General features: G+C 59.4%; 23 protein-coding genes. 8 read left to right on the forward strand and 15 right to left on the reverse strand.

Annotation, left to right across the window (positions count from 1 at the left end):
* Positions 1-120 precede the first annotated feature (120 nt).
* Complete coding sequence (locus HKD21_RS14560) at positions 121-825, forward strand: cold-shock protein (protein ID WP_194254590.1); 705 nt, start codon at positions 121-123, stop codon at positions 823-825.
* 133 nt (positions 826-958) lie between these two features.
* Here HKD21_RS14560 and smpB read toward each other — a convergent pair whose 3' ends face one another.
* From smpB to HKD21_RS05445, 4 genes are read right to left on the reverse strand one after another with little or no spacing between them, the layout of a single operon-like run.
* Complete coding sequence (gene smpB, locus HKD21_RS05430) at positions 959-1,456, reverse strand: SsrA-binding protein SmpB (RefSeq protein WP_194254591.1); 498 nt, start codon at positions 1,454-1,456, stop codon at positions 959-961.
* Positions 1,457-1,464: 8 nt separating this feature from the next.
* Positions 1,465-2,376 carry a 4-hydroxy-tetrahydrodipicolinate synthase gene (gene dapA / locus HKD21_RS05435; RefSeq protein ID WP_228121023.1) on the reverse strand — a complete coding sequence of 304 codons (912 nt, stop codon included), beginning with the start codon at positions 2,374-2,376 and terminating at the stop codon, positions 1,465-1,467.
* 17 nt (positions 2,377-2,393) lie between these two features.
* Positions 2,394-3,230 (reverse strand): prephenate dehydratase, encoded by an 837-nt coding sequence (locus HKD21_RS05440; protein WP_194254592.1) that lies wholly within the window; start codon positions 3,228-3,230, stop codon positions 2,394-2,396.
* Positions 3,230-3,955, reverse strand: coding sequence for a 3-deoxy-manno-octulosonate cytidylyltransferase (locus tag HKD21_RS05445; RefSeq protein ID WP_194254762.1), 726 nt, complete (start codon positions 3,953-3,955; stop codon positions 3,230-3,232). Before HKD21_RS05445 ends, HKD21_RS05440 begins: the two co-directional genes overlap by 1 nt.
* 75 nt (positions 3,956-4,030) lie before the next feature.
* Here HKD21_RS05445 and HKD21_RS05450 point away from each other — a divergent pair, with 75 nt between their 5' ends.
* The 3 genes from HKD21_RS05450 to HKD21_RS05460 all read left to right on the forward strand — a co-directional run bounded on the left by HKD21_RS05450 (position 4,031) and on the right by HKD21_RS05460 (position 7,761).
* Positions 4,031-4,819: an inositol monophosphatase family protein gene (locus HKD21_RS05450; protein ID WP_194254593.1), complete on the forward strand. Its 789-nt coding sequence runs from the start codon at positions 4,031-4,033 to the stop codon at positions 4,817-4,819.
* A gap of 140 nt (positions 4,820-4,959) precedes the next feature.
* Positions 4,960-6,210 carry a phosphoglycerate dehydrogenase gene (serA, locus tag HKD21_RS05455; protein WP_194254594.1) on the forward strand — a complete coding sequence of 417 codons (1,251 nt, stop codon included), beginning with the start codon at positions 4,960-4,962 and terminating at the stop codon, positions 6,208-6,210.
* A gap of 48 nt (positions 6,211-6,258) precedes the next feature.
* Positions 6,259-7,761, forward strand: coding sequence for a YifB family Mg chelatase-like AAA ATPase (locus HKD21_RS05460; RefSeq protein WP_194254595.1), 1,503 nt, complete (start codon positions 6,259-6,261; stop codon positions 7,759-7,761).
* A gap of 3 nt (positions 7,762-7,764) precedes the next feature.
* Here HKD21_RS05460 and metC read toward each other — a convergent pair whose 3' ends face one another.
* Together metC and HKD21_RS05470 are read right to left on the reverse strand one after the other, a co-directional pair.
* Positions 7,765-8,976 (reverse strand): cystathionine beta-lyase, encoded by a 1,212-nt coding sequence (gene metC, locus HKD21_RS05465; RefSeq protein WP_194254763.1) that lies wholly within the window; start codon positions 8,974-8,976, stop codon positions 7,765-7,767.
* A 2-nt stretch (positions 8,977-8,978) separates the two neighbouring features.
* Entirely contained in the window at positions 8,979-9,881 is a 903-nt protein-coding gene (locus HKD21_RS05470) for a sulfurtransferase (RefSeq protein WP_322782908.1), read from the reverse strand.
* Positions 9,882-9,944: 63 nt separating this feature from the next.
* Here HKD21_RS05470 and HKD21_RS05475 point away from each other — a divergent pair, with 63 nt between their 5' ends.
* Complete coding sequence (locus HKD21_RS05475; RefSeq protein ID WP_194254596.1) at positions 9,945-11,024, forward strand: AI-2E family transporter; 1,080 nt, start codon at positions 9,945-9,947, stop codon at positions 11,022-11,024.
* Positions 11,021-11,647: an endonuclease/exonuclease/phosphatase family protein gene (locus HKD21_RS05480; RefSeq protein ID WP_194254597.1), complete on the forward strand. Its 627-nt coding sequence runs from the start codon at positions 11,021-11,023 to the stop codon at positions 11,645-11,647. The genes HKD21_RS05475 and HKD21_RS05480 overlap by 4 nt, the downstream gene beginning before the upstream one ends.
* Before the next feature lie 6 nt (positions 11,648-11,653).
* On the opposite strand, the gene cls is transcribed toward HKD21_RS05480, so the two are convergent.
* Positions 11,654-13,066 (reverse strand): cardiolipin synthase, encoded by a 1,413-nt coding sequence (cls, locus tag HKD21_RS05485; RefSeq protein ID WP_194254598.1) that lies wholly within the window; start codon positions 13,064-13,066, stop codon positions 11,654-11,656.
* Between the two features lie 131 nt (positions 13,067-13,197).
* Between cls and HKD21_RS05490 the strand changes: the two genes are divergently transcribed.
* Positions 13,198-13,920, forward strand: a complete 723-nt coding sequence (locus HKD21_RS05490) for an arginyltransferase (RefSeq protein ID WP_194254599.1) — start codon at positions 13,198-13,200, stop codon at positions 13,918-13,920.
* Positions 13,921-13,926: 6 nt separating this feature from the next.
* Here HKD21_RS05490 and parC read toward each other — a convergent pair whose 3' ends face one another.
* Entirely contained in the window at positions 13,927-16,134 is a 2,208-nt protein-coding gene (parC, locus tag HKD21_RS05495) for a DNA topoisomerase IV subunit A (protein WP_194254600.1), read from the reverse strand.
* On the opposite strand from parC, the gene HKD21_RS05500 reads away from it, so the two are divergent.
* A complete protein-coding gene (locus HKD21_RS05500; RefSeq protein WP_194254601.1) occupies positions 16,111-16,587 on the forward strand; it encodes a hypothetical protein in 477 nt (158 codons plus the stop codon). The genes parC and HKD21_RS05500 overlap by 24 nt on opposite strands.
* On the opposite strand, the gene recO is transcribed toward HKD21_RS05500, so the two are convergent.
* From recO to proS, 7 genes are all read right to left on the reverse strand, one after another.
* Positions 16,584-17,348, reverse strand: a complete 765-nt coding sequence (gene recO / locus HKD21_RS05505; RefSeq protein ID WP_194254602.1) for a DNA repair protein RecO — start codon at positions 17,346-17,348, stop codon at positions 16,584-16,586. The two genes, HKD21_RS05500 and recO, sit on opposite strands and share 4 nt — an antisense overlap.
* A 129-nt stretch (positions 17,349-17,477) precedes the next feature.
* Complete coding sequence (gene tsf / locus HKD21_RS05510; protein ID WP_194254603.1) at positions 17,478-18,386, reverse strand: translation elongation factor Ts; 909 nt, start codon at positions 18,384-18,386, stop codon at positions 17,478-17,480.
* Positions 18,387-18,487: 101 nt separating this feature from the next.
* Positions 18,488-19,285 (reverse strand): 30S ribosomal protein S2, encoded by a 798-nt coding sequence (gene rpsB / locus HKD21_RS05515; RefSeq protein WP_194254604.1) that lies wholly within the window; start codon positions 19,283-19,285, stop codon positions 18,488-18,490.
* Positions 19,286-19,483: 198 nt separating this feature from the next.
* A complete protein-coding gene (gene dnaE / locus HKD21_RS05520; RefSeq protein WP_194254605.1) occupies positions 19,484-22,906 on the reverse strand; it encodes a DNA polymerase III subunit alpha in 3,423 nt (1,140 codons plus the stop codon).
* A gap of 69 nt (positions 22,907-22,975) precedes the next feature.
* Positions 22,976-23,671, reverse strand: a complete 696-nt coding sequence (locus HKD21_RS05525; RefSeq protein WP_194254606.1) for an ABC transporter ATP-binding protein — start codon at positions 23,669-23,671, stop codon at positions 22,976-22,978.
* Positions 23,664-24,914, reverse strand: a complete 1,251-nt coding sequence (locus HKD21_RS05530) for a lipoprotein-releasing ABC transporter permease subunit (RefSeq protein WP_194254607.1) — start codon at positions 24,912-24,914, stop codon at positions 23,664-23,666. The genes HKD21_RS05525 and HKD21_RS05530 overlap by 8 nt, the downstream gene beginning before the upstream one ends.
* Positions 24,914-26,230, reverse strand: a complete 1,317-nt coding sequence (gene proS, locus HKD21_RS05535; RefSeq protein WP_194254608.1) for a proline--tRNA ligase — start codon at positions 26,228-26,230, stop codon at positions 24,914-24,916. The genes HKD21_RS05530 and proS overlap by 1 nt, the downstream gene beginning before the upstream one ends.
* Positions 26,231-26,242: the final 12 nt, after the last annotated feature.

Consider the following 26,242-nt stretch of genomic DNA (forward strand, 5'->3'; position numbering starts at 1 on the left):
GAAAAAACCGTGCTACAGCTTATTACAGGAGAAAAGCAGCATCGTTTTTTTCCAAATTTTTGAAATTACGTCACGGCAGGGTCCGCCCTATCATGACACCCCAGTCTCGGGATTAGACCGTTGAGAAACAACAGAACCGACCGCAGCAGCTTCAACTCACCTCGCCGCGGCGGGTTTGACGACACATACTCGTCCCAGCCGTCCTATGGCGACCGTGGAGGCTTTGGTGGTGGAAATGGTGGCGGTGGTGGCGGCTACGGCGCACCTCGTCGCAGCAGCAACAGCTTCGTCGCAGCTTCAGGCCCGGAAATCAGCTCCCGCGTGAAGTGGTTCAACACCGAAAAGGGTTTCGGTTTCGTTGAACTATCCGATGGCTCGGGCGACATCTTCCTGCACGCCAATGCTCTCACCAATGCCGGTGTCAGCGCCGTGAACCCGGGCGCGACCGTTGTGGTCCGCATCGGCCAGGGCCCGAAGGGTCGTCAGGTCGCTGAAGTTCTCTCCGTTGACGAAAGCACGGCAGAAGCACCGCGCCCGCGCGCTGCTTTCGGCGATCAGCCCCGCTTCGGTGGCGCATCGGCACGTCCGGGCCGTCCGGCTCCTGACCTGTCCCGCGCTGAAGATATGCGTGGCACGGTCAAGTGGTACAACGCCACGAAGGGCTTCGGCTTCATTACGCCGGAATCCGGTGGCAAGGACATCTTTGTCCACGCTTCCGCTCTCGAGCGTTCCGGTCTGCCGACGCTTGACGAAGGTCAGACAATCAACGTTAAGGTTGTTCAGGGCCAGAAGGGTCCGGAAGCTGCTGAAATCAGCGCTGACTGAACGACCCGGACTTCGGTCTGAGTAAAAAGAGCCGCTGCCAGCTTCTGCTGCAGCGGTTTTTTTTGTGTCCAGAATTATAGCCGCTGTCTTAAGACATAAAAAAAGGCCGGATCAAATCCGGCCTTCAGGGTTTTTACCCATAGTCTTTACCACTACTGCGAACTAATCTGGCTTTGTCCCGTTTCCAGTCCCGCTCGGCAATAGCATGTCGTTTGTCTTCCTTGCGACGCCCCTGACCCAAGCCCAGCGTCACTTTCGCCATTCCGCGATCATTGAAATGGATATCAAGCGGCACCAGACTGGCGCCCGCACGACTGACCGAATCCAGAAAATGAACGATCTGCTTGCGATGCATCAGGAGCTTGCGTGGCGCTCGCGGCTCGAAGCGCGAGAGGACACCTCCCTGATATTCCGGAATATAGGAATTAAAGAGCCAGATTTCGCCATCACGCTCGGCTGCATAAGCCTCCGTGATCGTCGCCCGTCCAAAACGAAGGCTTTTAACCTCTGGTCCCTTCAGAACAATCCCTGCTTCCGTCGTCTCCAGAATCGTATAGTCAAACCGACCCTTGCGGTTCTGAGCGGCAATACCATGAGAAATCATGCCGCTTTTGGTTTTCTTCCCCGCCATACCTGTGCTCAATCCAAAAGTTCGAGAGCACGCAGGGCTTCGTCAATAGCCAGACGAGTCGCTTCCTGAGGCTCTGCCAGAGGAAGACGCAGCGTCGCACCGCACAGACCGAGCCGCGACATCGCGTACTTGACTGGCCCCGGATTGCTTTCCATGAACATCGCGTCATGCAGCGGGGTCAGATGGTCCTGAATGGCGATCGCATCTTCGATCCGCCCTTCCTGCCAGGCCAGATGCATATCCGCGCACAGATGCGGCACGACATTGGACGTCACACCAATACATCCATCACCACCCGCAGCCAGGAACGACAGAACGGTATTGTCGTCACCAGCAAGCTGGTTGAAAGGCTTGTTTACTGCCCGACGGACCGCGATCGGCCGTGCCATATTGGCCGTGGCATCCTTCGTTCCAACGATATTGGGATGTTCTCCCAGACGCGCCATGGTCGACACTGAAATATCGACAACGGATCGACCCGGAATACAGTACAGGAAAAGCGGTAGGGGGGTGGCATCTGCAATCGTCATAAAATGACGGTACAGCCCTTCCTGAGATGGCTTATTGTAATACGGCACAACGACTAGAAGACTGTCCGCCCCAACAGAATGGGCATGCTTTGCCATAAGAACGGCTTCAGAGGTGCTGTTCGAACCCGCTCCTGCCATGACTCGCACCCGGCCATTCGCAGTCTCGACACAGTGCGCGACAACCCGGCCATGCTCTTCATGTGAGAGGGTTGGGCTTTCACCTGTTGTTCCGGCAGGGATCAACGCCGTAGTGCCAGCGTCAATCTGGCGCTCGATAAGCTTCGCCGAAACGTCGAAATCAATCCGCCCGTCCGTATGCATCGGGGTCACCAGAGCCGTCAGCGACCCCTGATACATGCTCGTGTCAGCCATTGTTTCGCCTTCTGTCATGGATTCCTGTCCTGCCATCACGCTGAGTGCCGTGAGAGGCTGCTTGGGTAAACACCCAGAATTCTGAGATCATCGCTGACCTGCTCCAGTTCCGCGAACGCACTGGCCAGTGCTGCCTGTTCGGGATGTCCCTCGACATCCATCAGGAACTGCGTCGCAGTGAACGAGCCGTCCAGCATGTAACTTTCGATCCGCGTCATGTTGATACCATGCCGGGAAAATCCACCCAATGCCGCATAGAGCGCACCCGGACAGTTTCCGACCCGCATCAACAGTGTCGTCAGCACATCTGTGCGTTCAGGCGAGGGAATGCAAGACTTGCGGGAGACACGATAAAAGCGCGTCGTGTTGTGAGAGGCATCCTCCACATTGCTGCGCAGTACCTTCAGTCCGTTCAGTTCAGCCGCAAGTGAGGAGGCAATGGCCGCATCTTCTACCCGTCCCCACTGCGCGACCATTTCGGCCGCGCCCGCTGTATCGAACTGCACCACCGGCTCTACCCCAAGCTCGCTAATCAGCTTGCGAACCTGTCCCAGAGCAACCGGATGCGTATGAATGCGCCGGATATCCTCGACCTTTGCCCCCGGCACCCCCAGAAGACAGTGCTCTACGCGCTGGAAATATTCCCCAACGATATGAAGTCCGGCATCAGGCAGCAGGGAATGAATGTCCGGAACGCGCCCGGCGAGTGTGTTTTCGCAGGCCAGCAGCGCCTCTTCGGCGCGCCCGTCATGCACGGCGTCAATCGCATCGGCAAAGGTCGGGCAAGGCAGCGTTGTCCAGCCCGGACGCGCCTGACGGCAGGCCAGATCGGAATAGGCGCCCGGACGGCCCTGAAATGCAATGACCGGCATCAGACCAACCCTCTCACATGCTCAAGATCAGCAGGCGTATCCACCCCTTGGGGGGCATGGTCAATCCTCGCACAGCCGATCGTCATGCCAGCCTGTAGTGCACGAAGCTGTTCAAGGCTTTCCCGTCGCTCCAGAGCAGAAGGCGTAAGAGCCACAAAACGCTCCAGAGCGGTCCGTCGCCAGGCATACACGCCTACATGATGCCAGTGCGGTCCGTCACCCCACGGGATAGGCAGGCGCGAGAAATACAGCGCCCGCGTCACATCCGCTCCGTCAAAATCACACGCAATCTTGACGACCTGCGTAGCATCGCGCTCGGCATCGCTCATCACAGGAGCGGCCAGTGTTCCGATATCGATCGCCGGATCTTCAAGCGGTTTCAGAACGGCGGTCAGGCTGGAAGGCGCAATCAGGGGCAGATCGCCCTGAAGGTTGATGACCACATCATGAGCGCCATCAGGGTCCACGTCCGACAAAGCGGCATGAACACGATCGGAGCCGCTCGCCAGATCCGAGTCGGTCAGCACGCCCCTTACGCCGGATATCCCTTTGACGGCCTCCAGAATTTCCTCGTCTCCCGCTGCTACAACGACTGGGCCGATCTGTGCTGCCAGAGCCTGACGGGCGACCCGGACGATCATGGGAACGCCACCAATATCAGCGAGGGGCTTGCGCGGCAGACGGGTCGAAGCAAGTCTGGAGGGAATGACGATGATCGGATGCATGGCTCCTCTGATGCCGCCCGCCACCACGGGCGTCAATCTCATGCAGCGCTCACAGGACGGGAATAGACACAAATCATGACTGAAACCGTGGTGCAAAGTGCCATTGATGCCGCAACAGCCTGTGCGGATACCGCCCGCAAAATCGTCCTGCCCTATTTCCGCACATCTCTGCGCGCCGATGCGAAATCCGATGACAGCCCCGTCACCATTGCGGACCGTCAGGCAGAGCAGGCCATGCGCGACATTCTCGCAGAGCGCCTACCGGAACATTCCATTCTCGGGGAAGAAAGCGGCATCAGCGGCACGAATGGCGACTGGCTCTGGGTTCTCGATCCCATTGACGGCACCCGCGCCTTCCTGACCGGTCGTCCCACTTTCGGCACGCTCATTTCCCTTTTCCATAAAGGTCGTCCTGTGCTCGGGCTGATCGATCAGCCCGTGACCGGGGAGCGCTGGATTGGTGTTTCGGGACGACCCACGCAGTTTCTGTCCGATCGCCTGCCCGGCACGATTGGTACCCGTCTCTGCCCGAAAGCCGCGGACGCAGAACTGTCCTGCACTGCCCCGGAAATTATGACCGCCGGTCATGCGCCCCGCTTTGCCAACCTGCAGAAGCACACCCGCCGCACATCCTGGGGCGGAGACTGCTATGCTTACGGCCTCCTTGCCCTTGGGCAGATCGACATCATTGCGGAATGCACCATGAATCCGTGGGACTGGGGCGCGCTCGTTCCGGTTGTAGAAGGTGCGGGAGGCCGCATCACGGACTGGCAGGGACAGCGACTGACTCTCGAAAGCGACGGCACCGTCCTCGCCTGCGGAGACGCAACCCTGCTTCCCGAACTCGTGCGCCATCTTTCCTGAAACCCGCTGATCGGCTAGGGAGGGGACCCCGGCGGAAGTGGCGGCAGACATCAGCCGGGGCCGGTCTGGTCACGGCCAGATCTGGTAAAACCAGTTTGAATTGAAACCGGAGCCTTCCGGTTCATGACCGGGACGGATTTATGGAAACGCAGTTCTCTCTCCCCAAGAACAAGATCCGCATTCTTCTTCTGGAAGGCATTCACGAAAGCGCCGCTTCCCATTTCGCCGCAGAGGGCTATGCAGAGGTCACGCGGGTCAAGGGTGCGCTTGAAGGCGATGCGCTGAAAGAGGCCCTTCAGGGTGTGCACATGGTTGGCATCCGCAGCCGGACCCAGCTCACACAGGACGTCCTTGAATCCGCAGACCGCCTCATGGCCATTGGCTGCTTCTGCATCGGCACCAATCAGGTCGATCTGAATGCCGCACGCATGCTCGGCATTCCCGTGTTCAACGCGCCCTTCAGCAATACCCGTTCCGTGGCAGAACTGGTTATGGGCGAGATCGTCATGCTGCTCCGTCGCATCCCGTCGCGCTCGGAAGCCTGCCACAAGGGCGGCTGGGACAAATCCGCCACCAATGCCTGGGAAGTCCGCGGCAAGACGCTCGGTATCGTCGGCTACGGCTCCATCGGATCGCAGTTGTCCGTCCTCGCCGAGGCTTTCGGCATGCGCGTTCTGTATTTCGACGTGATGCCACGTCTGCCACACGGCAATGCCATCGCCGTTTCGACCCTGCATGATCTGCTGGCCGAGTCCGACATCGTCAGCCTCCACGTCCCGCAGACGCCTGAGACCGATCTGCTGATCGGAGAGACGGAAATCCGGGCCATGAAACCCAATTCCATCCTTCTCAATAACGCGCGCGGCAGCGTCGTGGACCTCGACGCCCTCGCTGCCGCCCTCAAAGACGGCCATCTTATGGGTGCTGCTGTCGACGTGTTCCCCGTCGAGCCCAAGAAGGCTGGCGAAGAATTCAAATCCCCGCTTCAGGGTCTGGAGAATGTCATTCTCACGCCGCATATCGGCGGCTCCACTATGGAAGCGCAGGAGCGCATCGGCGTTGAAGTCGCGCGCAAGCTGGTCGATTATTCCGACGTGGGGTCCACGATTGGGTCGGTCAACTTTCCCAGTGTCCAGCTTCCCGAACGCCCGCGCGGCACGCGCTTCATGCATGTCCACGCCAACCGACCAGGCATCATGCGCCAGATCAACGATCTGTTCGCCGCACACAACTGCAACGTGACCGCCCAATACCTCCAGACGGATGGCGAAGTGGGATATGTCGTCGTCGAAGCCGAGTCAGAAGGCTCTGACATGGACACGACGCTGCTGGACGGCCTTAAGGCACTGGATGGCACACTTCGTGCCCGTCTGCTGTACCAGCGCTCCTGAGATTTTCCGTTAACCAACAAGAAATAATTTCGGGCTAGGATTTGTCTCATGACGAGTCCTAGCCCGCATATACCTGCCCTTGCCCGTATCCAGAGCTTTGCCTTCTCGGGCATCGAAGCCGTTCCGGTTAAGGTCGAGGTTCAAGTGTCCAGCGGCCTTCCGGCGTTTCTCGTCGTAGGGCTGGCGGACAAATCCGTCGGGGAAGCCCGCGAACGTGTCCGTGCTGCATTAACAGCCATGGGACTGGCGCTCCCGCCCAAACGCATTCTCGTCAATCTCGTCCCTGCCGATCTTCTCAAAGAAGGCGCGCATTTCGATCTGCCCATCGCACTTGGGTTGCTTTGCGCTATGGGCGTTCTGTCTTTTGAGGCTGTCTCGGCCTATGCCGCCGTTGGCGAACTCTCACTGGATGGGCGGATCAACCCCGTTGCTGGCGTTCTTTCGGCTGCCATCGGCGCCGTCGCGGACAAACTCGGCCTGATCTGTCCGATCGCGCAGGCTCTTGAAGCACGCTGGGGCAATGGGAGCACGGACGTTCTCGGGGCGCCCACGCTTGCCGCTCTCGTCTCCCATTTTCAAGGGCAACAGATCCTGTCTCCGGCACCGCTGCCAAGTGAACAGGTTCTTGAATACGGACCGGATCTTTCAGATGTCAAAGGCATGGCGATCGGACGGCGCGCTCTGGAAATTGCCGCCGCAGGAGCACATTCCATGCTCATGAGCGGACCGCCCGGTGCCGGGAAATCCATGCTCGCTAGTCGTCTGCCTGGTATTCTTCCCAATCTGACACGCGAAGAAGCGCTTGAAACCAGCCGGATTCACAGTGTCTCCGGCATCCTACAGAATGGAAGACTGGTCGTTCGGCCGCCCTATCGCGCACCGCATCACAGCGCGAGCCTTCCCGCCATCGTCGGAGGCGGCGCGAAAGCCCGGCCTGGCGAGGTCAGTCTGGCCAATAATGGCGTCCTGTTTCTCGACGAGTTGCCGGAATTTTCACGCTCCTGTCTGGAGTCCCTGCGTCAGCCCATCGAAACCGGCAGCATTTCCATTGCCCGCGCGGCCCATCACACGACCTATCCCGCGCGCTTTCAGTTCATCGCGGCCATGAACCCGTGTCGTTGCGGCTATCTGGGCGATCTGGAGCGAAGCTGCCGTAAGGCCCCGCGTTGTGGCGAGGATTACACGGCCAAGATTTCCGGCCCGATGCTCGACCGTATGGATCTCTGCGTCCAGATCGAGCCGCTCTCTCCGATCGAGATCAGCCGAGCCCCGAAAGGCGAAAACAGCGCAGCGGTGCGGGCCCGCGTGGAAATTGCCCGCAGGCGCCAGATTGTCCGTCAGGGCGTTCCGAACTCGCAGGCGTCCCCGGACGATCTGGACATGGACGATGACGCCCGCTCTCTCGCTGAACAGGCTGCCGAAAAGCTGCGCCTATCCAACCGTGGCATCACGCGCCTGATCCGCGTCTCCCGCACCATTGCCGATCTGGAAGGAACGCAGAGCATCCAGCGCCATCATGTCGCTGAAGCCCTGACGTTCCGCCGCCGCTAAGGTTCAGAACTGAAGGCCATCCAGTCCGCGCGCCAGATCGGTTTTCAGGTCCTCAACGTCTTCAAGCCCGATATGGAGGCGGAACGTCGCCGATGTCGGACCGCCCTCACCCGTAACACGCCGGATATGCCCGGTCGTCGGCAGGACAAGGCTTTCATAACCGCCCCACGACGCCCCGATCCCGAACAGGCTCAGTCCGTCGATCATGCGTTCGGTTGCCTCGACGGAAATGCCCGGCTGAAGCTCAACCCCGAACAACCCGCAGGCGCCTGTGAAGTCCCGCTTCCAGAACTGATGTCCCGGACAATCTTCAAGTGCCGGATGCAGCACCCGTGCGACTTCGGGGCGCGTTTTGAGCCATTGCGCGATGTCCAGAGCTGACCGTGCCTGATGCGCCAACCGCACGCCCATCGTTCGCAGGCCGCGCAGCGTCAGCCAGCAGTCATCTGGCCCCGCGCACTGACCGAGTTGGATCGCCGCATCACGCAGCGTTTTCCAGTGAGCTTCGTCATTGACCGTGACCGATCCCATGATGACGTCCGAATGCCCGGCGGGATATTTCGTCAGAGCCTGAATTGACACGTCCACCCCATGAACGAATGGCTGAAACACGCCGATCCCCCAGGTGTTATCCAGCATGAGCAACGCCCCTGCCTCATGCGCCACTTCGGCCAGCATCGGCACATCCTGCACCTCAAACGTATGGCTACCCGGGCTTTCGGCAAACAGAACCTTCGTCTCGGGGCGGATGAGCGCCTTGATTTCGGCGCGTGAGGCCATGGGCGGATAATAGGTTGTCACCACACCCAGCCGCTGAAGCATTGTCCCTGCAAAACGTCGCGTGGGGCCATAAACCGAATCGGGCAGAAGCAGGTGATCGCCGCAGCCGAGAAACGCCAGAAGCGGCATCGTACATGCCGCCAGCCCCGAATTGACGACCTGCGTATGTGTCCCGCCTTCGATCAGGCTGAGCATTTCTTCAAGCTGGTGCTGGATCGGCGATCCCATCGCCCCATACACCGCCTTGTGCGCGTGGCTGCGTCCGTCTGTTCTGTTCATGGCCTCCAGCGTCGGGAACAGGACCGTCGAACCCCGGCTGACCGGCGCGTTCACGAACTCTCCCGTCTCGGGAAGATCATGCGAGCGTCCCTCCCGCACCAGCATCGACGCCATCCGGCCCCATCCTGCGCTTACCCGCTGCTCCAGATCACTCATGCTCATGCCTCTTCCGTCACAACCGGCGCGTCGGGATCACTTCCCCATTCCGCCCAGGACCCATCATACAAAGCCGCGTCGTCATAGCCTGCGATTGCCAGTGCCACCACGATCGTTGCAGCCGTCAGACCAGAGCCACAGCTTGCAATGACGGAGCGTCCTTCCGCAGCAGCCAGAATCTGTCTAAGTTCGTATGGCGGCAGAAAACGGCCATTTCCGTCCACAAGGCGCGTCCAGTCCATGCTCTGCGCACCCGGCATGTGGCCGCCTCTCACACCCTGACGGGGCTCCGGCACCGTCGCGGCGAAGCGACCTGCACTTCTTGCATCCAGCACCAGCGCATCCGTCCGTTTCAGCGCCTGACGTATATCGCTAGCGCCAGCCAGCAGCCCGTAACGCGGGCGGGGGCGGAAAACCGCAGGCGTGATCGTAGGTGCCGCACCACTTTCGACCGGGCCGCCTGCCTTCACCCACGCCTCAAGACCACCATCCAGAATCCGTGCTTTTCGGTGTCCGAACAGCCGAGCAAGCCACCATCCACGGCAGGCGCCCACACTTCCACGCCCGTCATAGAAGACGACCGGTGTCTCCTCACTCACGCCCAGTTCACCCATCAGCCGGGCAAACCGCGCCGCACCCGGGACCGTGTGGGGAAGAGAGCTCTCCGGATCGGCAAAGACGTCGATATCGAATCGCCGAGCAGTTGGGAGGTGCTGTGTGGCAAATGCGGAATCAGGATCGCCCTTCTGCCCCGGCAAAAGCACGCTGGCATCAAGGGGAATGAAGCGGCCGACCTCGGAGATCAGGGTCGCGGCATCAACAAGTGGCGAGATCGTCATGCCCACACCATAGGTCGAGGGATGCGCCCGGCGCCAGAGCGTGCCAATGTGTCGTTCAATGAGCACGCAGCCCACCCAGTCATGCAATCCGTGTCGTCCGTCTTTTTCCAGACAGGAGTACATCCACGCATGACGACCGAACGGATTATCCTTGGCTTGGTACTGGCGGGAATCGCTTATGGATGCGGCATCATCCTGTGGCCGTTTCTCTCGGCCATTCTGTGGGCCGCGATCCTCGCCTTTACGACATGGCCGATCTATCGGCGGATGCGTCGCCATGTCCGTCCGGTTCTAGCAGCCCTTGCCATGATGGCCCTGAGCGCATTGTTCATTCTGGTCCCGATGACGGTGCTGACAAGCGCAGGCATCAACGACATTCCCGGCACGATCTCGGAAATCGACACCCTGATCCTGCATGTCACCAGTGCGAACCCGCCCCCGGAATGGATGAACCGCATCCCCATGGCAGGCCCGCATCTCGTCAATGCCTGGCATCATTTCAGCCATGACGTCGGCGCTTTTGCGACTGAAGTTCTGCGCCCCTATGCCGGGCAGATCGCGCATGTCACCTTAACAGTGCTTTTACGTCTCGCAAGCGGTCTCGCCGAGTTGGTCATGGCGCTGTTTGTCGCATTCTTCCTCTGGCTGAACGGCGATACGCTCGGCAATACCATCGCGGCCCTGATTGACCGTATCGCTGGCCCGCAGACCACACCACGGCTCATCAACATCATTGGCCGCACCGTACGCGGAACGGTCTATGGAATCCTCGGTACGGCGCTGATCCAAGGTGTTCTGACCGGAATCGGCCTCATGCTGGCAGGAGTGCCGTCTCCCGTTCTGCTGGCGGGCATCACCGCTTTTGTTGCGGTCTTCCCGATCGGTGCGCCTCTGGTCTGGGTGCCAGCCGCCATCTGGCTGGGCATGACGCATCATGTCGGGCATGGGCTGTTTCTTGCGACTTATGGCGTTCTCATCATCTCCGGCGCGGACCACATCATCCGTCCGGCCTTCATCGCCCGGGGCGCCCAGCTTCCCTATCTGCTGACCGTCCTCGGCGTTCTGGGGGGGATCGTGACCTTTGGCGGCGTCGGTATCTTCCTCGGTCCCGTTTTGCTGGCGGTCGGCTACACCCTGACCAGCGAATTCGCTGCCGGTCCCCATCACCGCGAACGTAAACCTCTCTATCTGTCGGAGCCTCCGAAATGACGGTATTTCCTCAATCCGGAGCCTCTTTCAAGATCCTGAGCTGGAATCTTTACCGCTGGGAAGGTGCCTCGCTTGAGGACGTCCTGACCGTCATCCGTGCAGAAAACCCAGACATCGTCGTGATGCAGGAAGCGCAGGAGGCCGTGGACGAACTCCCCGAAATCCTCGGCGGCTATTACGATCGCATCCCGCTTCCCGGCCGTCCGCATGGAACCGCCTGCTGGAGCCGCCTGCCCTTCACCCGTCCGCCGTCATTCTGCCGCCTGCCGCGGGGCCTGCTGGTCAAACGTACGGCACAGCTTATTGATTTCGGCAGCTTTTCGCTCGCGAACGTCCATCTGTCTCACGGCCAGTTGCTCAACCGGCGGCAGCTTCGCAGCATCAGCACCAATATGCGACACCGTGCCGTCATCATGGGCGATTTCAATCTGGTCGGCCCTGTCCTGCTTCCCGGATTTCTTGATGTCGGCCCGCAGGAGAAAACGCACCGGATGCTGAACCATCTTCCCCTCCGGCTGGACCGCTGCCTCGTGCGCGGACTGGCGCGCATGGAGGCCCGCGCTCTGCCGCGCTTCGGCTCGGATCACCGACCCATCTGCGTTACGCTCAGGTTGGGCGCCTGACACCTCTCAGAGATACGGCAGCAGAAGCCTGACGGCATTATTGCGCATCCGGATCAGGAATGGCTTGCTGTCCAGATCATGATGGGTCAGCCGGTTGCGACGATGCGTTTCCATGAATGTGGCCAGCTCTTTCGCCACGTCCCGGTCATAGATTTCCAGATTAATCTCGAAATTCAGTCGCAGAGAACGCATGTCGATATTCGCGCTTCCGACAAAGCTCCATTCATCATCCACGACCATCAGCTTGGAATGATTGAACGGCGGGTCTGCCATCCAGACCCGGCACCCCGCATCCAGAAACTGCCGCAGATTGGCGTCCCGCGCATGATCGATCAGGGCATGATTGCTGCTCTTCGGTACGACGATATCAATGACCACCCCCCGAAGTGCCGCCAGAATAAGCTCGGTCGAGAAGCGGTCATCCGGCAGGAAATAGGGCGTCATCACCCAGATATGGCTCCGCGCCAGCGCGAAGGCCTGCAACATCCCGTATTCGATCTTTTCCAGATCCGTATCCGGCCCTGACGTGACGATCCGCATGGGAACGTCCCCTATCGGCAGCGGCTCAGGCAGATAACGCTCGCCCTGAAGCTCTTCACCCGTTGTGAACGACCAGTCCCACGCGAACGCAACTGCAAGCTGATGCACGATTGGACCGTGAAGACGAAAATGCGTATCCGCCACCGGCAGCTTTGTCCGCAGGCGGAGCATGTTCTCCTCGCCGATGTTCAAGCCACCCATGAATCCGACTGTCCCGTCCACCACAAGGATCTTGCGATGGTTGCGCAAATTGATAAATGGCATGCGCCAGGGCCAGACCGAATGCATGAAGCGCGCGCAGGCCACACCCTCCTGTCGCAGGCGGCGTTCAATGCCGCAGCGGAAATACCCGCTCCCGATCCCGTCCACCAGAACACGGACCTCCACGCCTCGCCGTTTGGCCGCCACCAGTGCCTCCGCGAAACGCTGACCGACCTTGTCGTCACGGAAAATATAGGAACACAGGATGATCGACGTCTTCGCCTGCTCGATTGCTTCCAGCATTACGGGATAGGCATTGTCCCCGTCATGCAGACAGGTGATGGAATTGCCCCGCATCAGAGGCCGTTCCGTCAGACGCCCCAGCATTTTTGAAAGTGGCGCCAGAGTGCCGTCCACGGTCTGCCGGTACTGCGCCAGCGGATCGCGCCCCTCCCACAGATGACGGTTCACCATTTTCTGCGCCCGGCGCCGGACGCGATTGATGCCAAACATCAGATACAGAACCGTACCCAGAAACGGCGCAATCCAGCAGATGCCGATCCATCCCGTACAGGACGCCGTGTTCCGTTTGTGCACGAGTGCGTGAATCGTCACCAAAAGAGGGAGAGCCCAGCGCAGGATCTGCACGAGAATATGGAAAACGGTCCAGTGCAGCATAAATTTCCTTGTTATGGACGATCCGTGCGGACCATCTTTCGTCATCCTTTCGCAAAGATCATGGATGCGCCAGCCCCTGTCCTTGCGATAGGATCATCGTTCAGCCCGTCATCTGAAAAGGAGAGCGTCCCATGCAGCACCGCCCACAGCTCTTCTACACGACGGCTCCGGCCCCGTGCCCCTACCTGCCCGACCGGACAGAGCGCAAAGTCCTGACCGAACTGGCTGGCCCCGACGCCGTTGCCCTGCATAACCGTTTGTCACAGGCCGGGTTCCGCCGCAGCCATGCTATCGCCTATGCGCCCGTCTGTGTCGGCTGCCGCGCCTGCACCCCCATGCGCATTCCGGTCGCAACCTTCGCCCCGACCCGGACCCAGAAAAAAATCAGCAAGCGCCATGCTGATCTTATCGTCGACATGGTGCCTCCGGTTCCCACCGACGAGCAGTTCCGCCTGTTCGAGATGTATCAGGCTGTCCGCCATCCCGACGGCGACATGGCCCATATGTGCTGGCGCGATTATGCCGAACTGATCGCCAACACGCCGGTCGAGACGTTTCTGGCCGAGTTCCGCCGCCCCGATGGAACGCTTGTCTGTGTCAGCCTGATCGACCGTCTCTCGGATGGGCTGTCTGCCGTTTACACGTTCTATGACGTCAACGATCTGACGGCATCTTGGGGGACGTTTTCGATCCTGTGGCTGATCGAACAGACCGCCCGGATGGGACTGAAGCACCTGTATCTGGGCTATTACGTCCCCGGCAGCCCCAAAATGGCCTACAAAGCCGCTTTCGGACCTGCCGAGGTTTTTCGTGACGGCCACTGGAGCCTGCTGACCGGGCCCCTCCCGGCCTAACTGCCCTTAGCCCTTACGCAGCATCCATTGCGGGGCCGCGCGGCCCACGGCTCCCCGACGGCCTTCAAGTGGCGTCAGATCGGCCGTTGCACGGACGCGCTGACCTTCCTGCCACAACAGCCCATCAGACAGGGTCAGGGTCCGCATGTCCCGCAGCGTACTATCGCCCAGTTTCTGGAACGCGACACCGGCGCCACGAGTCATTTCCGGTACCTGTTCCAGCGGGAAAATCAGCGCCCGCTTGTTCTGCCCCAGCGTCAGGACATGCGTGCCACCCACCGGAATACAGGCAAAGACCTCGTCGCCATCCTTGACGTTGAAGACCTGCTTCCCCGTCCGCTTTTCCGCCACAAGTCCAGCTTCGGACACGATCATCCCACGGCCGGACGCAGACGCAATCAGGCGACGTCCTTCGTCCGAAACCGGGAACAGAGTCACGATCCGGTCTTCCTGCGGCACTTCCACGACGGTCCGGAACGGCTGCCCGAACCCACGACCGCGCGGCAGGTCAGCAGCCTTGATCGTGAACGCCTTGCCACTGCTGGAAATCAGGCACAGCCGGTCCGTGCTCTGGCACTCCACCGACAGCCAGCCCTCGTCGCCTTCCTTGAAGCGATGCCCCTGCGGATCAAGGCCGTGGCCCTTCATGGCCCGAATCCACCCTTCACGGGACAGCAGAACCGTCAGCGGTTCGCGGTCAATTTCCAGTGCCGCCGAGATATCAACCGGCTCCGGCGCTGCGGCAATCAGCGTCCGACGGTCACCAAGCGGACCTGACCCGAATTTCTTGATCGTGCCGTCCAGATCCTTGCAGATCCGCGTCCAACGCCGACGTTCCGAACCCAGCAGCGTTTCAAGCGCCTTCTGTTCGTCGGCGAGTTTATCGCGCTCACGCTGGATTTCCATTTCTTCAAGCCGCCGCAAAGAGCGCAGCCGCATGTTCAGCACGGCTTCAGCCTGAATATCCGTCAGGCTGAACGTGTCCATCAGGCTGGCCTTGGGCTCGTCTTCCTCGCGGATGATGCGGATCACTTCATCAAGGTTCAGATAGACTGCAAGGAAACCATCAAGAATTTCCAGCCGACGCAGAACCGCTGCCAGACGATGGTTCGACCGCCGCACCAGAACTTCATGAACATGGTCCAGCCATGCCCGCAGAACCTCTTTCAGAGACAACACACCTGGAACCCGATCACCGCCCAGAACATTCATGTTCAGGCTGAAACGGTTCTCAAGTGCCGTATTGCGGAACAGCGTCTCCATCAGGACTTCGGGCTCGACACCCTTGGTCTTGGGCTCCAGCACAAGACGGATATCGGTCGTGCTCTCATCACGGACATCGCCCAGAAGCGGCAATTTACGCTGTTCCATCAGGTCCGCGATCTGTTCGATCAGGCGGGATTTCTGCACCTGATACGGAATCTCAGTGACAATAATCATCCAGGTGCCGAAGCGGCCCTGTTCGACCTCCCAGCGTGCGCGCGTTCTGAAACTGCCACGACCTGTTTCGTACGAACGGATAATGGAGTCGCGCTCTTCCACCAGAATGCCGCCTGTCGGGAAATCCGGCCCCGGAATCAGATCCACCAGTTCGGCGATCGTTACATCCGGCTTCTCGATCAGAAGCTTGGCGGCACGACAGATTTCAGCAGCATTATGGGGCGGAATGCTCGTCGCCATACCCACTGCAATGCCTGCCGCGCCATTGGCCAACAGATTCGGAAACGTCCCCGGCAGCACGATCGGTTCGTGATCTTCATTATCGTAGGTCGCACGGAAATCGACAGCATCGTCCTGAATACCGTCCAAGAGCGCCTGTGCCACTTCCGTCAGGCGGCTTTCGGTATATCGCATGGCCGCCGCGCCATCGCCGTCGATGGAGCCGAAATTACCCTGCCCCTCGACCAGCGGATAACGGACTGCGAAATCCTGTGCCAGACGCACCAGCGCCTCGTAAACGGACGCATCACCATGCGGATGGAATTTACCAATCACATCACCGACGACACGTGCACACTTTTTAAACCCTGATGTGGGATCAAGGCGTAACTGCTGCATCGCATAAAGGAGGCGGCGGTGGACCGGCTTCAGGCCATCACGCACGTCCGGAAGGGAACGCGACATGATTGTCGACATCGCATACGCAATATATCGCTCGCTCAGAGCCTCAGCGAGCTTGGTATCCTCGATATGACCAGCCAGATCCGTTCCCATGGCGCTCCCCTTTTTCGAGCAGGACTTAGACACTGGCGTGCCCTTCTGTCCAGCGCCCTCCTTGTCGGCACGGCCGCCTGTTCACCATACCGTCCGATCCAGAAAGCCGAGATGTCTCTCGCGCTGGCAGGCTTTACAGCACACCCGGCCGACACAACGGCACGCTGGGCCATGATGAACCTCCTGCCCCCCGACACATTGGCCTACCGCATGCAGAACGGGCAACCGATCCTGCTTTACGCTGATCCCATCGCGTGTGGCTGCGTCTATATGGGCGACAAGAATGCCTACGCCGCCTACAGAGCCAGCCATCCGGTCGACCTTGCGCAGGAACAGCGCATGACAGCCGAGATTAATCAGCATCCCGGCTGGGACTGGTCCGTCTGGGCGAGTACGGCCGACGTGGATGTCGTCAGCGGCCTGCGTCCCGGTCCCAGCCACGTTTTTTACTAAACGGAGTCCACTGCATTGTCCGGGGGAGCGACCTGAAGCCGCTGCACATAATCAACCAGCCGCTCCCGTGCTGCTGGCAGGGGCTGGTGCCGCACACCGAAGACCCAACGCGACAGGAAATGTCCTGTCAGCGCAAGGCCATTTTTCCAGTCTTCAGGCGTCCCGTCGTCTGCTTCATTCATCATCAACGCGGGCAACGGCAACAGACGGTCCCGCCACTCTCCCGCGCCGTTCTGACACACGGCATGGCCGGAACGGGGAGACACATATACCAGATCTTCCCGCGCGCCCGTCACAGCACAGTCCGACAGATCAAGCCCATAGCCCAGTCCGGCCAGAAGCTGGCTTTCCCAACGCAGATAAGCCCCCATCGGGGCCGGATCCGGAGCCACACTGATCAGCGTCAGAAGTCGCACCAGCCGCATGAACAGTTCCGGATGCGCCTCACCCTGCGGCAGTGCTCCATCCACCAGAACACACGCACTGCTCACCATCTCAAGCTGGAGCGGCGCATCCAGAATACGTCCTGCTACGCACTGCACGGGCTCGGCTGTCAGTGTACCGAGCTGGTCCGCCAATCGCGCCCTCCAGCGCGCCATAACCAGATTGCCAGTCTGCCACAGGGAGGCCTGCCGACGTGACGTCCCGCCCCGCACCATTCCGTGCGAAACGCCGTGTTCCTCACTGAACAGATGGACCAGCGCACTGCCCTCGCCATAAGGCCGGACCGACAGAACCAGTGCTGCCGCTTCCCATTCCATCCCTGATCCCTCCGCACTGGCCAAAAACAAAAAAGCCCCCGCGCGCCAGAGCGCACAGGGGCCTTTTTACAGACTTTCACGTCCGATCTGAACCAGACAGATCCGGCTCAGATCGGAAACGGAAAAACCTTACTTGGTGCCAGCGGCAGCGGCGACTTCAGCAGCGAAGTCGCTCTCTTCCTTCTCGATGCCTTCACCGAGCTGGAAGCGCTCGAAACCAGCCAGCTTTGCGCCAGCCTTCTCGACAACCTTGGAGACGCGGCTTTCGCCGTCCAGAACCCACACCTGCTCCAGAAGAACGACTTCTTCATAGAACTTGCGGATACGGCCTTCGACCATCTTCTCAATAATGGCTTCCGGCTTACCGGACTCACGAGCCTGCTCAATCAGAACAGCGCGCTCACGCTCCAGGGACTCCGGATCGACGCTGGCAACATCCAGTGCAGCCGGACGGGTGGCTGCAACATGCATGCCGATCTGGCGGCCCAGCGTCAGCAGCGCGTCAGACTCGGACGGAGCTTCGAGAGCGGCGAGAACGCCGATCTTGCCGATACCCGGACGCAGGGCGCTGTGAACGTAGCTGGCAACAACGCCGGACTCGACCGACAGGACCTTGGCGCGACGGATGGCCATGTTCTCGCCAATCGTTGCGATCAGGTGCGTCAGTTCGTCAGCAACCGTACGGCCGGACGGAACCTTGGCAGCCTTGATGATGTCCAGATCGTCACCGACTTCGAGAGCAACATGAGCGACCTGCTCGACGAATGCCTGGAAGGCTTCGTTACGACCCACGAAGTCCGTCTCGGCGTTCACTTCGACCATAGCGGCGCGGTTCTTGCCGGACACAACGCCGACCAGACCTTCAGCCGTCGTACGGCCGGACTTCTTTGCAGCCTGGGACAGACCCTTCGTGCGCAGCCAGTCGATGGCGGCGTCCATGTCGCCGGCAGCTTCCGTCAGGGCCTTCTTGCAATCCATCATGCCTGCGCCAGTGGCTTCGCGCAGTTCGCGAACCAGGGCTGCTGTGATTTCTGCCATTTATCTCATCCCTCAAAAAAGATCATGCGGCCGGACGAACTCGCCCGGCCGCATGCCATGTTTCAGTTGCCGTTTTCCATGACCGGACCCCGGCAGTCTGTTCAGCCTGCGGAAGCGGGAGCTTCTGCGCCTTCAGCAGCGGCGGCTTCAAGAACAGCCGTCTCAGCTGGCAGTTCTTCGACAGCACCGATGTCCTGACCCGAAGCAGCCAGCTCGGCGGAAATACCGTCGAGAACCGCACCGGAAACCAGATCGCAATACAGGGTGATAGCGCGGATGGCGTCATCGTTGCCCGGGATCGGATAGGTCACGCCAGCAGGGTTGGAGTTGCTGTCCAGAACGCCGATGACCGGAATGCCAAGCTTCGTGGCTTCTTCAATCGCCAGCTTTTCCTTATTCGTGTCGATCACGAACAGCAGGTCGGGCAGGCCACCCATTTCCTTGATGCCGCCGAGGGAACGCTCGAGCTTCTCACGGTCACGCGTGATGTCGAGAACTTCCTTCTTCGTCAGACCAGCCGTGCCATTGGACAGCATTTCGTCGATCTGGCGCAGACGCTTGATGGAACCCGTGATGGTCTTCCAGTTGGTCAGCATCCCGCCGAGCCAGCGGTGGTTGACGTAGTACTGGCCGCAACGCTGTGCAGCTTCAGCAACATGGTCAGCCGCAGCGCGCTTGGTGCCAACGAACAGGACGCGGCCACCGTTGGCAACGGTGTCACGGACAACCTTCAGGGCGCGGTCCAGCATCGGAACCGTCTGCTGCAGGTCGATGATGTGAACCTGGTTGCGCACACCGAACAGGTACGGCGCCATGGCCGGGTTCCAGCGACGGGTGTGGTGACCAAAATGAACGCCGGCTTCGAGCAGCTGGCGCATGGTGAAATCAGGCATTGCCATGATTCAGAATTCCTTGCGTCTGGTTAAACCTCCGCATGGCAACGTCCCTTTGAAAAGGACACCAGATAACCCGAGAGCCATGCGTGCGGATTGTTTCCGTCAGGACAGATCCCGACGAAGAACGCTCGCGATATGGCGGAAAATCCCTGCGGACGCAAGCTCTGTCCGCAGAATTTCATACAATATCCACACGCAGGATCAGACCTGCTGCGCCTTTTCCACCCCCCGGATCGTCCGCAGCCGCTCCGCCAGTCGGGGGGTTACGCGGTACAGTCCCGGAATGGAGATTTCCACGTCCTGCGTTTCCTCAACGGAAGGCAGGAGCTTCACCCGACCAAATCCTCCCTGAACTTCTTCCAGAAGAGCCGTAAGTTCGGACAAAGCACTTTCCTGCTTCAGCCAGACACGAATTTCCGACCGTTCTGCCGCCGCAGCGGCCTCAAGATCAATGACGCTCTGGGCCGTAATCCGCAGCGCATCCCCGTCAATCTTGAGTTCGGCATTCACCAGAATGGCCTGTCCGGCCACCAGCAGATCTCGACAGGAGATCAGTGTTTCTGAAAAGAGCGTAACCTCGCATCCTCCGCCGCTATCGGACAGATTGACCCATGCCATCTTCTTGCCGGTCCGGGTCGGCCGCTCCTTGCGATCGACAACGCAGCCTGCGATCTTGACGCGCGTTGTCCCTGTTTTTGCAGCGTTTTCCAGGGCGTTGGATGGTGTAACCCCAAGTCTGCGCAACACACTGCGATAGGCATCGAGCGGATGAGCACTCATATGAAAGCCGATAGCCGAGGCTTCAAGCGAAAGACGCTCGAAATCTGGCCAGGGGCGCCCTTCGTTCAACCGCAGGATCTCACGTTCCTGCCCAACGCCGCCAAACAGGCCCGTCTGACCTACTTTTTCTTCCTGCGCACGCGCCTGAGCACGACGCAGGAGAATGTCAGCACTGGCAAAAACCGTGTGTCTGTCTTTGAGAAGACTGTCGAAAGCTCCTGCTTTTGCAAGACTTTCGATCTGGATCTTGTTCAGGCTCTTTGGATCACAGCGTTCGGAAAAATCCGTCAGATCCTGAAATGGACGTTCTCCGCGCGAAGCAACGACGCTTTCCATCGCCACGGCTCCCACACGCTTAATGGCTGAAAGCGCATAGCGAATACCCTGCTGTCCGTCCTCCATCATCTCGATGGAAAAATCTGCCATAGATTTATTGATATCAACGGGTAACACGGGAATCTTCATCCTGCGTGCTTCCTGACACAATGCTGCCAGCTTATCCGTTTTTTCCCGAGCCAAAGACATGCAGCCGGCAAGAAACGCTACCGGATGGTTCGCTTTCATCCAAGCCGTCTGATAGGACACCAGTGCGTAAGCTGCTGCATGCGATTTATTGAAGCCATAATCGGCGAAACGAGCCATAAGATCAAAGACTTCGATCGCCTTATCCTGCGGAATACCGCGGGCTGTGGCACCTTCAGTGAAAATCGCGCGCTGTTTTTCCATTTCAGAGGCAATCTTTTTGCCCATCGCACGCCGCAGCAGATCTGCACCACCAAGACTGTAACCAGCCATCTTCTGCGCGATCTGCATGACCTGTTCCTGATAGACCATGATGCCATAGGTCTCTTCAAGAATGTCGCGAATTTCCTCGTGCGGAGGCTCCCAGTGCTCGCCGTGTTTGCGCCGACAGTAATCCGGAATATTGGCCATCGGTCCCGGACGATACAGCGAAACGCCCGCAATCAGATCTTCGAGCCTACTGGCCGCCATCTGTTTAAGCATGTCCCGCATCCCCGCGCCTTCGAACTGGAAGACACCGGCCGTATCGCCCTTGGCCAGCATTTCGAATGTCTTCGCATCGTCCAGCGGAATACGTGAGAGATCGACTGTAATTCCTTGTTCTTCAAGGAAATCCAGTCCGCGCTTAAGGATCGTGAGCGTTGTCAGGCCAAGGAAATCGAACTTTACCAGCCCGGCCTGCTCGACATATTTCATGTTGTACTGCGTCACGAGCATGTCGCTCTTGGGATCGCGGTACAACGGCACCAGTTCCACCAGTTCTCGATCACCGATCACCACGCCCGCAGCATGGGTGGAGGCGTGACGGTACAGCCCTTCGAGCTGCAACGCGATTTCCATCAGGCGCTTGAGCGACTCATCACTGTCGCGCATTTCCTGAAGCCGTGGCTCTCCGTCAATTGCGTCCGAGAGCGACACGGGCTTGGCAGGATTGTTCGGGATCAGTTCGGCTACACGGTTGACCATGCCATAAGGCAATCCCAACACACGGCCCACGTCCCGCACTGCCGCCTTGGCCTGAAGCTTTCCGAACGTGATGATCTGCGCCACCCGGCTTCCACCGTATTCCTCGCGCACATAACGGATCACCTCATCGCGACGATCCTGACAGAAATCGATATCGAAATCCGGCATGGAAACGCGCTCGGGATTCAAAAACCTCTCGAACAGCAGCCCGAACGGAATGGGATCAATGTCCGTAATCGTCAGTGCATAGGCCACAAGCGACCCTGCCCCTGACCCACGTCCGGGGCCGACCGGAATGTCGTGCGCTTTTGCCCACTGGATGAAGTCTGCAACGATCAGAAAGTAGCCCGGGAACCCCATCCCCACGATGATATCGAGTTCTACCTGAAGCCGTTCTGAGTAAAGTCTACGCTTTTCCTCATCCGCACTGACCGCTTCAAGACGCTTTTCCAGCCCTTCCCAGGCCATGGCGCGCAGAGTTTCTTCTTCCGTCGAACCTTCCCGAACCTTCGGGCAGATTGGCAGAAGCGGCTTGCGCGTGCAGGCTGCCACCGCGCATTTTTGTGCAATGATCAGTGTGTTGTCGCAGGCTTCCGGCAGGTCGTGAAAGACAGCGCGCATTTCAGCGGGCGTTTTGAACCAGGCCTGTGGGGACACATGCCAACGATCGTCTTCTGCAATGGTTCGCCCCTGCGCGATGCACAGCAGCGCATCATGGGCTTCATGCATTTCAGGCTTGGGAAAGAAGCACTCATTGGTCGCTACCAGAGGAATGTTCATCTCATCCGCCAGCGGGATCAGAACACTCTCGACCTCCTGTTCTCCAGCCTCTCCAAGTCGGTTCAGTTCGACCGCGATATTCCCCCGGAAAGACGCTTCCAGCCTTGTCAGCAGCGCCTTTGCCTCCGACTTCTGCTCTTCAAGAATCAGCCTGTTGATCGGGCCGCGATTGCCGCCAGTCAGCAGAAACAGCCCTGCCGCGTGCTGGCAGAGAAATTCGACCGCAATGGAAGGATCGGCAGGATCGCCGTTCAGAAATCCTTCGGAAGACAGGATCTGGAGGTTTGCGAGGCCTTCCTCGTTCCGCGCCAGAAGAACCAGAGGCTCTGAAACAGCTCCCGGTTTGGTCGAGCAAGGTGGAAGTGAAATTTGGCAGCCCACGATCGGCTGGACACCGTTGCTCCGACAATAGAGCGAGAATTCAAGCGCACCGAAGAGATTGCCACTATCCGTAAGGGCAACGGCTGGCATGGCATTTTTGGCGGCCAGACTCACGAGTTCGGGAATCCGGATCGCACCCTGACTCAGGGAATAGGCAGAGTGATTTCTGAGATGAACAAAATCGGCATGAGACATGCCGCAAGTCTATCAGGGACGGCCATCGGATGCAGGAGTTTTTGAAACCTGCCGCTTCGATTCAGCGTCCTATAGCGAAACGAGTTTTCCATCCCGCAACGTCACGGTCCGGTCCATACGTGAGGCCAGTTCGTCATTATGCGTAGCGATCAGCGCCGCTGCGCCCTCTTCCCGCACGACACGCAGAAGCTCTCCAAACACATGATCCGCCGTGCCTATATCCAGATTGCCGGTCGGTTCGTCTGCCAGAAGAAGCTTGGGCTGATTGGCCAACGCTCTCGCAATTGCGGTCCGCTGCTGCTCTCCACCGGACAGGCGACCGGGCAGCGATTCAAGGCGATGAGAGAGCCCAAAGCGGCCGAGCAGATCCTTGGCGCGTGCGCGAGCCTGCTTCGGGGAAACGCCAGCAATGAGCTGCGGCAGCATGACGTTTTCGCAGGCCGTGAACTCACCAAGAAGATGGTGGAACTGATACACAAACCCGATCTGATCCCGCCGGATCGCCGTCCGCAATGTATCGCTCAATCCGCTTGCCGGACGATCTGCCACGAAAACCGTGCCTTCAGACGGCGCTTCCAGCAGACCTGCAAGGTGCAGAAGCGTGGACTTTCCTGTGCCACTTGGCGCAACGAGAGCCACGATTTCACCGGCTCGCAGCTCGAACTCGGCTCCGCTCAGGATTTCAAGCGTCTCTTCACCCGACCGGAAACGGCGTTTCAGGCTTTCAAGACGCAAGGCACTTGCCCCGACTGAACGGTCATTCATGACGCAGGGCCTCAATCGGATCGGTTCTGGCCGCGCGCCAGGACGGATAAAGAGTCGCCAGAAGCGAGAGCGCCAGAGACATTCCGATCACTTCCCACACTTGAGACCACACCAGTTTCGCAGGCAGACGCTCCAGAAAATAGACTTCCGGATTGAACAGATTGGTTCCAGTCAAAGACTGAAGCCACTGTCGGATCCGTTCAATATTCAGCGCAAAAGCAATTCCCAGCGCGGACCCCGCTACGGTTCCGACAATTCCGACAGACGCGCCGCACATGAGGAAAATCCGCATAATCGCGCCTCTGCTCGCACCAAGCGTCCGCAGTACCGCGATATCCCGCGTCTTATCCTTGACCATCATGATCAGCGACGAAATCACATTGAACGCCGCGACAAGAATGATGAGCGTCAGGATCAGGAACATGACGTTCTGCTCGACTGTGACCGCATCCAGAAAACCGTTGGCGCTCTGCGTCCAGTCCAGCACCCGCAGACGCGGGTCTTCCAGAAGCTCGGCAATCGCCTTGCGCGTCGGCTGGACATTGGACGGGTCATTCGTCGAAACCTGAATGAGCGAAACAGCCGAAGACCCCAGCATCAGGAATTTCTGTGCAGCCGGTAGCGGCATCAGAACGATGCTGGAATTGTAATCGTTCCAGTTGGCATCGAAAATGGCAGCAACATGATAGGTTTTCACGCGTGGCATGGTGCCGAACGGCGTCGCCTGCCCGTCTGGAGACAGCAGCGTGATCGGGGAGCCAACTGTCAGCCCTGCCCGATCGGCCATCGTCGTTCCGATCGCAACCGCGTCATCACCGGTGAAGTTATTAAGATTTCCTGCGATGATCCCGCTGCTCAGCGCCGTCCAGTCCCGCAGCGACTGCTGGGACACGCCCTGCATTTCCGCTCCGGACGAGAAACGCCCCGCCTCCACCAAAACGGTTCCCTGCGCCATGGGGATGACGGATTTTACGCCCGGAACCTGCCGGATAGCGGCCACATCGTTTTCATAAACTTCGATAGGGCGCCCGTACCCATACACGGTCAGATCACCGTGCAGCCCGAGGATGCGTCCCATCAGATCGGCCTTAAAGCCGTTCATCACCGACATGACGATGATGAGAGTCGCCACTCCAAGCGCTATCCCGATCAGGGAGAAAATGGCGATGATCGAAGCGAAACGTTCGCCACGGCGGGCACGGAGATACCGTCCCGCCACCATGCGCTCAAAGCGGCCGAACATCAGGCAGCTCCGATTTTGGCCAGAGCATCCTCGACCGACAGCTCAAACCGCTCGCCTGTAGCACGCTGCTTGAGTTCGACCTTGCCTTCCTTGGCGCCGCGCGGTCCGACGATGATCTGCCAGGGATGTCCCATCAGATCCGCATCGTTGAACTTCACACCCGCGCGGTCCGAGCGGTCATCATACAACAGGTTCTCAGGATCGGTGCCGTAAATGCTCTCACAAATCGCATCGCAGGCCTCATCACCCTGACGCAGATTCAGGATTGCCGCACGATATGGCGCGACCGATGCGGGCCAGATAATGCCGGCCTCATCATGCGACGCCTCGATGATTGCGCCGACCAGACGCGACACACCAATGCCGTAGGACCCCATCTGCGGATGGAACGACGCCCCGTCAGAGCCGATCACTTCAATACCCATCGATTCCGTGTACTTCGTACCGAAATAGAAGATGTGACCGACTTCGATCCCGCGGCCTTCGCGCTTGCGCTCCTCCGGGATTTTGGCCCATTCGGCCTCGTCGTGCTTCTCATCCGTTGCCGCATAATGATCGGTCACGGTTGAGAAGAATGTGGCGAGACTTTCGTGATCGTCACAATCGACCGGACGACCCAGCCAGTCCTGCTCTTCGAGTGCGGCATCGAAGAAGACGCCGCTTTCACCCGTCGGAGCAAGAACGAGGAATTCGTGGCTCAGATCACCACCGATCGGTCCCGTATCGGCGACCATCGGAACAGCCCGAACACCCAGACGCTGGAAGATACGCAGATAAGACAGCATCATCCGGCGATAGCTGGCGACGGCATCCTCGTATGTCGCATCGAAGGAATAGGCGTCCTTCATCAGGAACTCACGCCCACGCATCACGCCGAAACGGGGACGCACCTCATCACGGAACTTCCACTGGATGTGGTAGAGTGCCTTGGGCAGATCCTTGTAGGATTTCACGGACGCTCCGAAGATATCCGTGATCATTTCCTCATTCGTCGGCCCGTACAGCAGATCACGGCCATGACGATCCTGAATCCGGAGCATTTCCGGACCATAAGCGTCATAACGCCCAGAGCGGCGCCACAGATCGGCGGACTGAAGCGTCGGCATCAGGACTTCCTGTGCGCCGATAGCATCCTGCTCTTCGCGAACGATCTGCTCGATATTGCGCAGAACCCGCAGGCCTGCCGGCAGCCAGGCATAGATGCCCGAAGAGGTCTGGCGCACAAGGCCAGCACGCAGCATCAGGCGGTGAGACGCGATCTGCGCCTCGGCCGGCACTTCCTTCAGCGTCGGCTGAAAGGCTTTCGTCAAACGCATATGTTACTTCTC

The sequence above is a fragment of the Gluconobacter cerevisiae genome (genome assembly GCF_015244675.1).
GTDB classification, from domain to species: domain Bacteria; phylum Pseudomonadota; class Alphaproteobacteria; order Acetobacterales; family Acetobacteraceae; genus Gluconobacter; species Gluconobacter cerevisiae.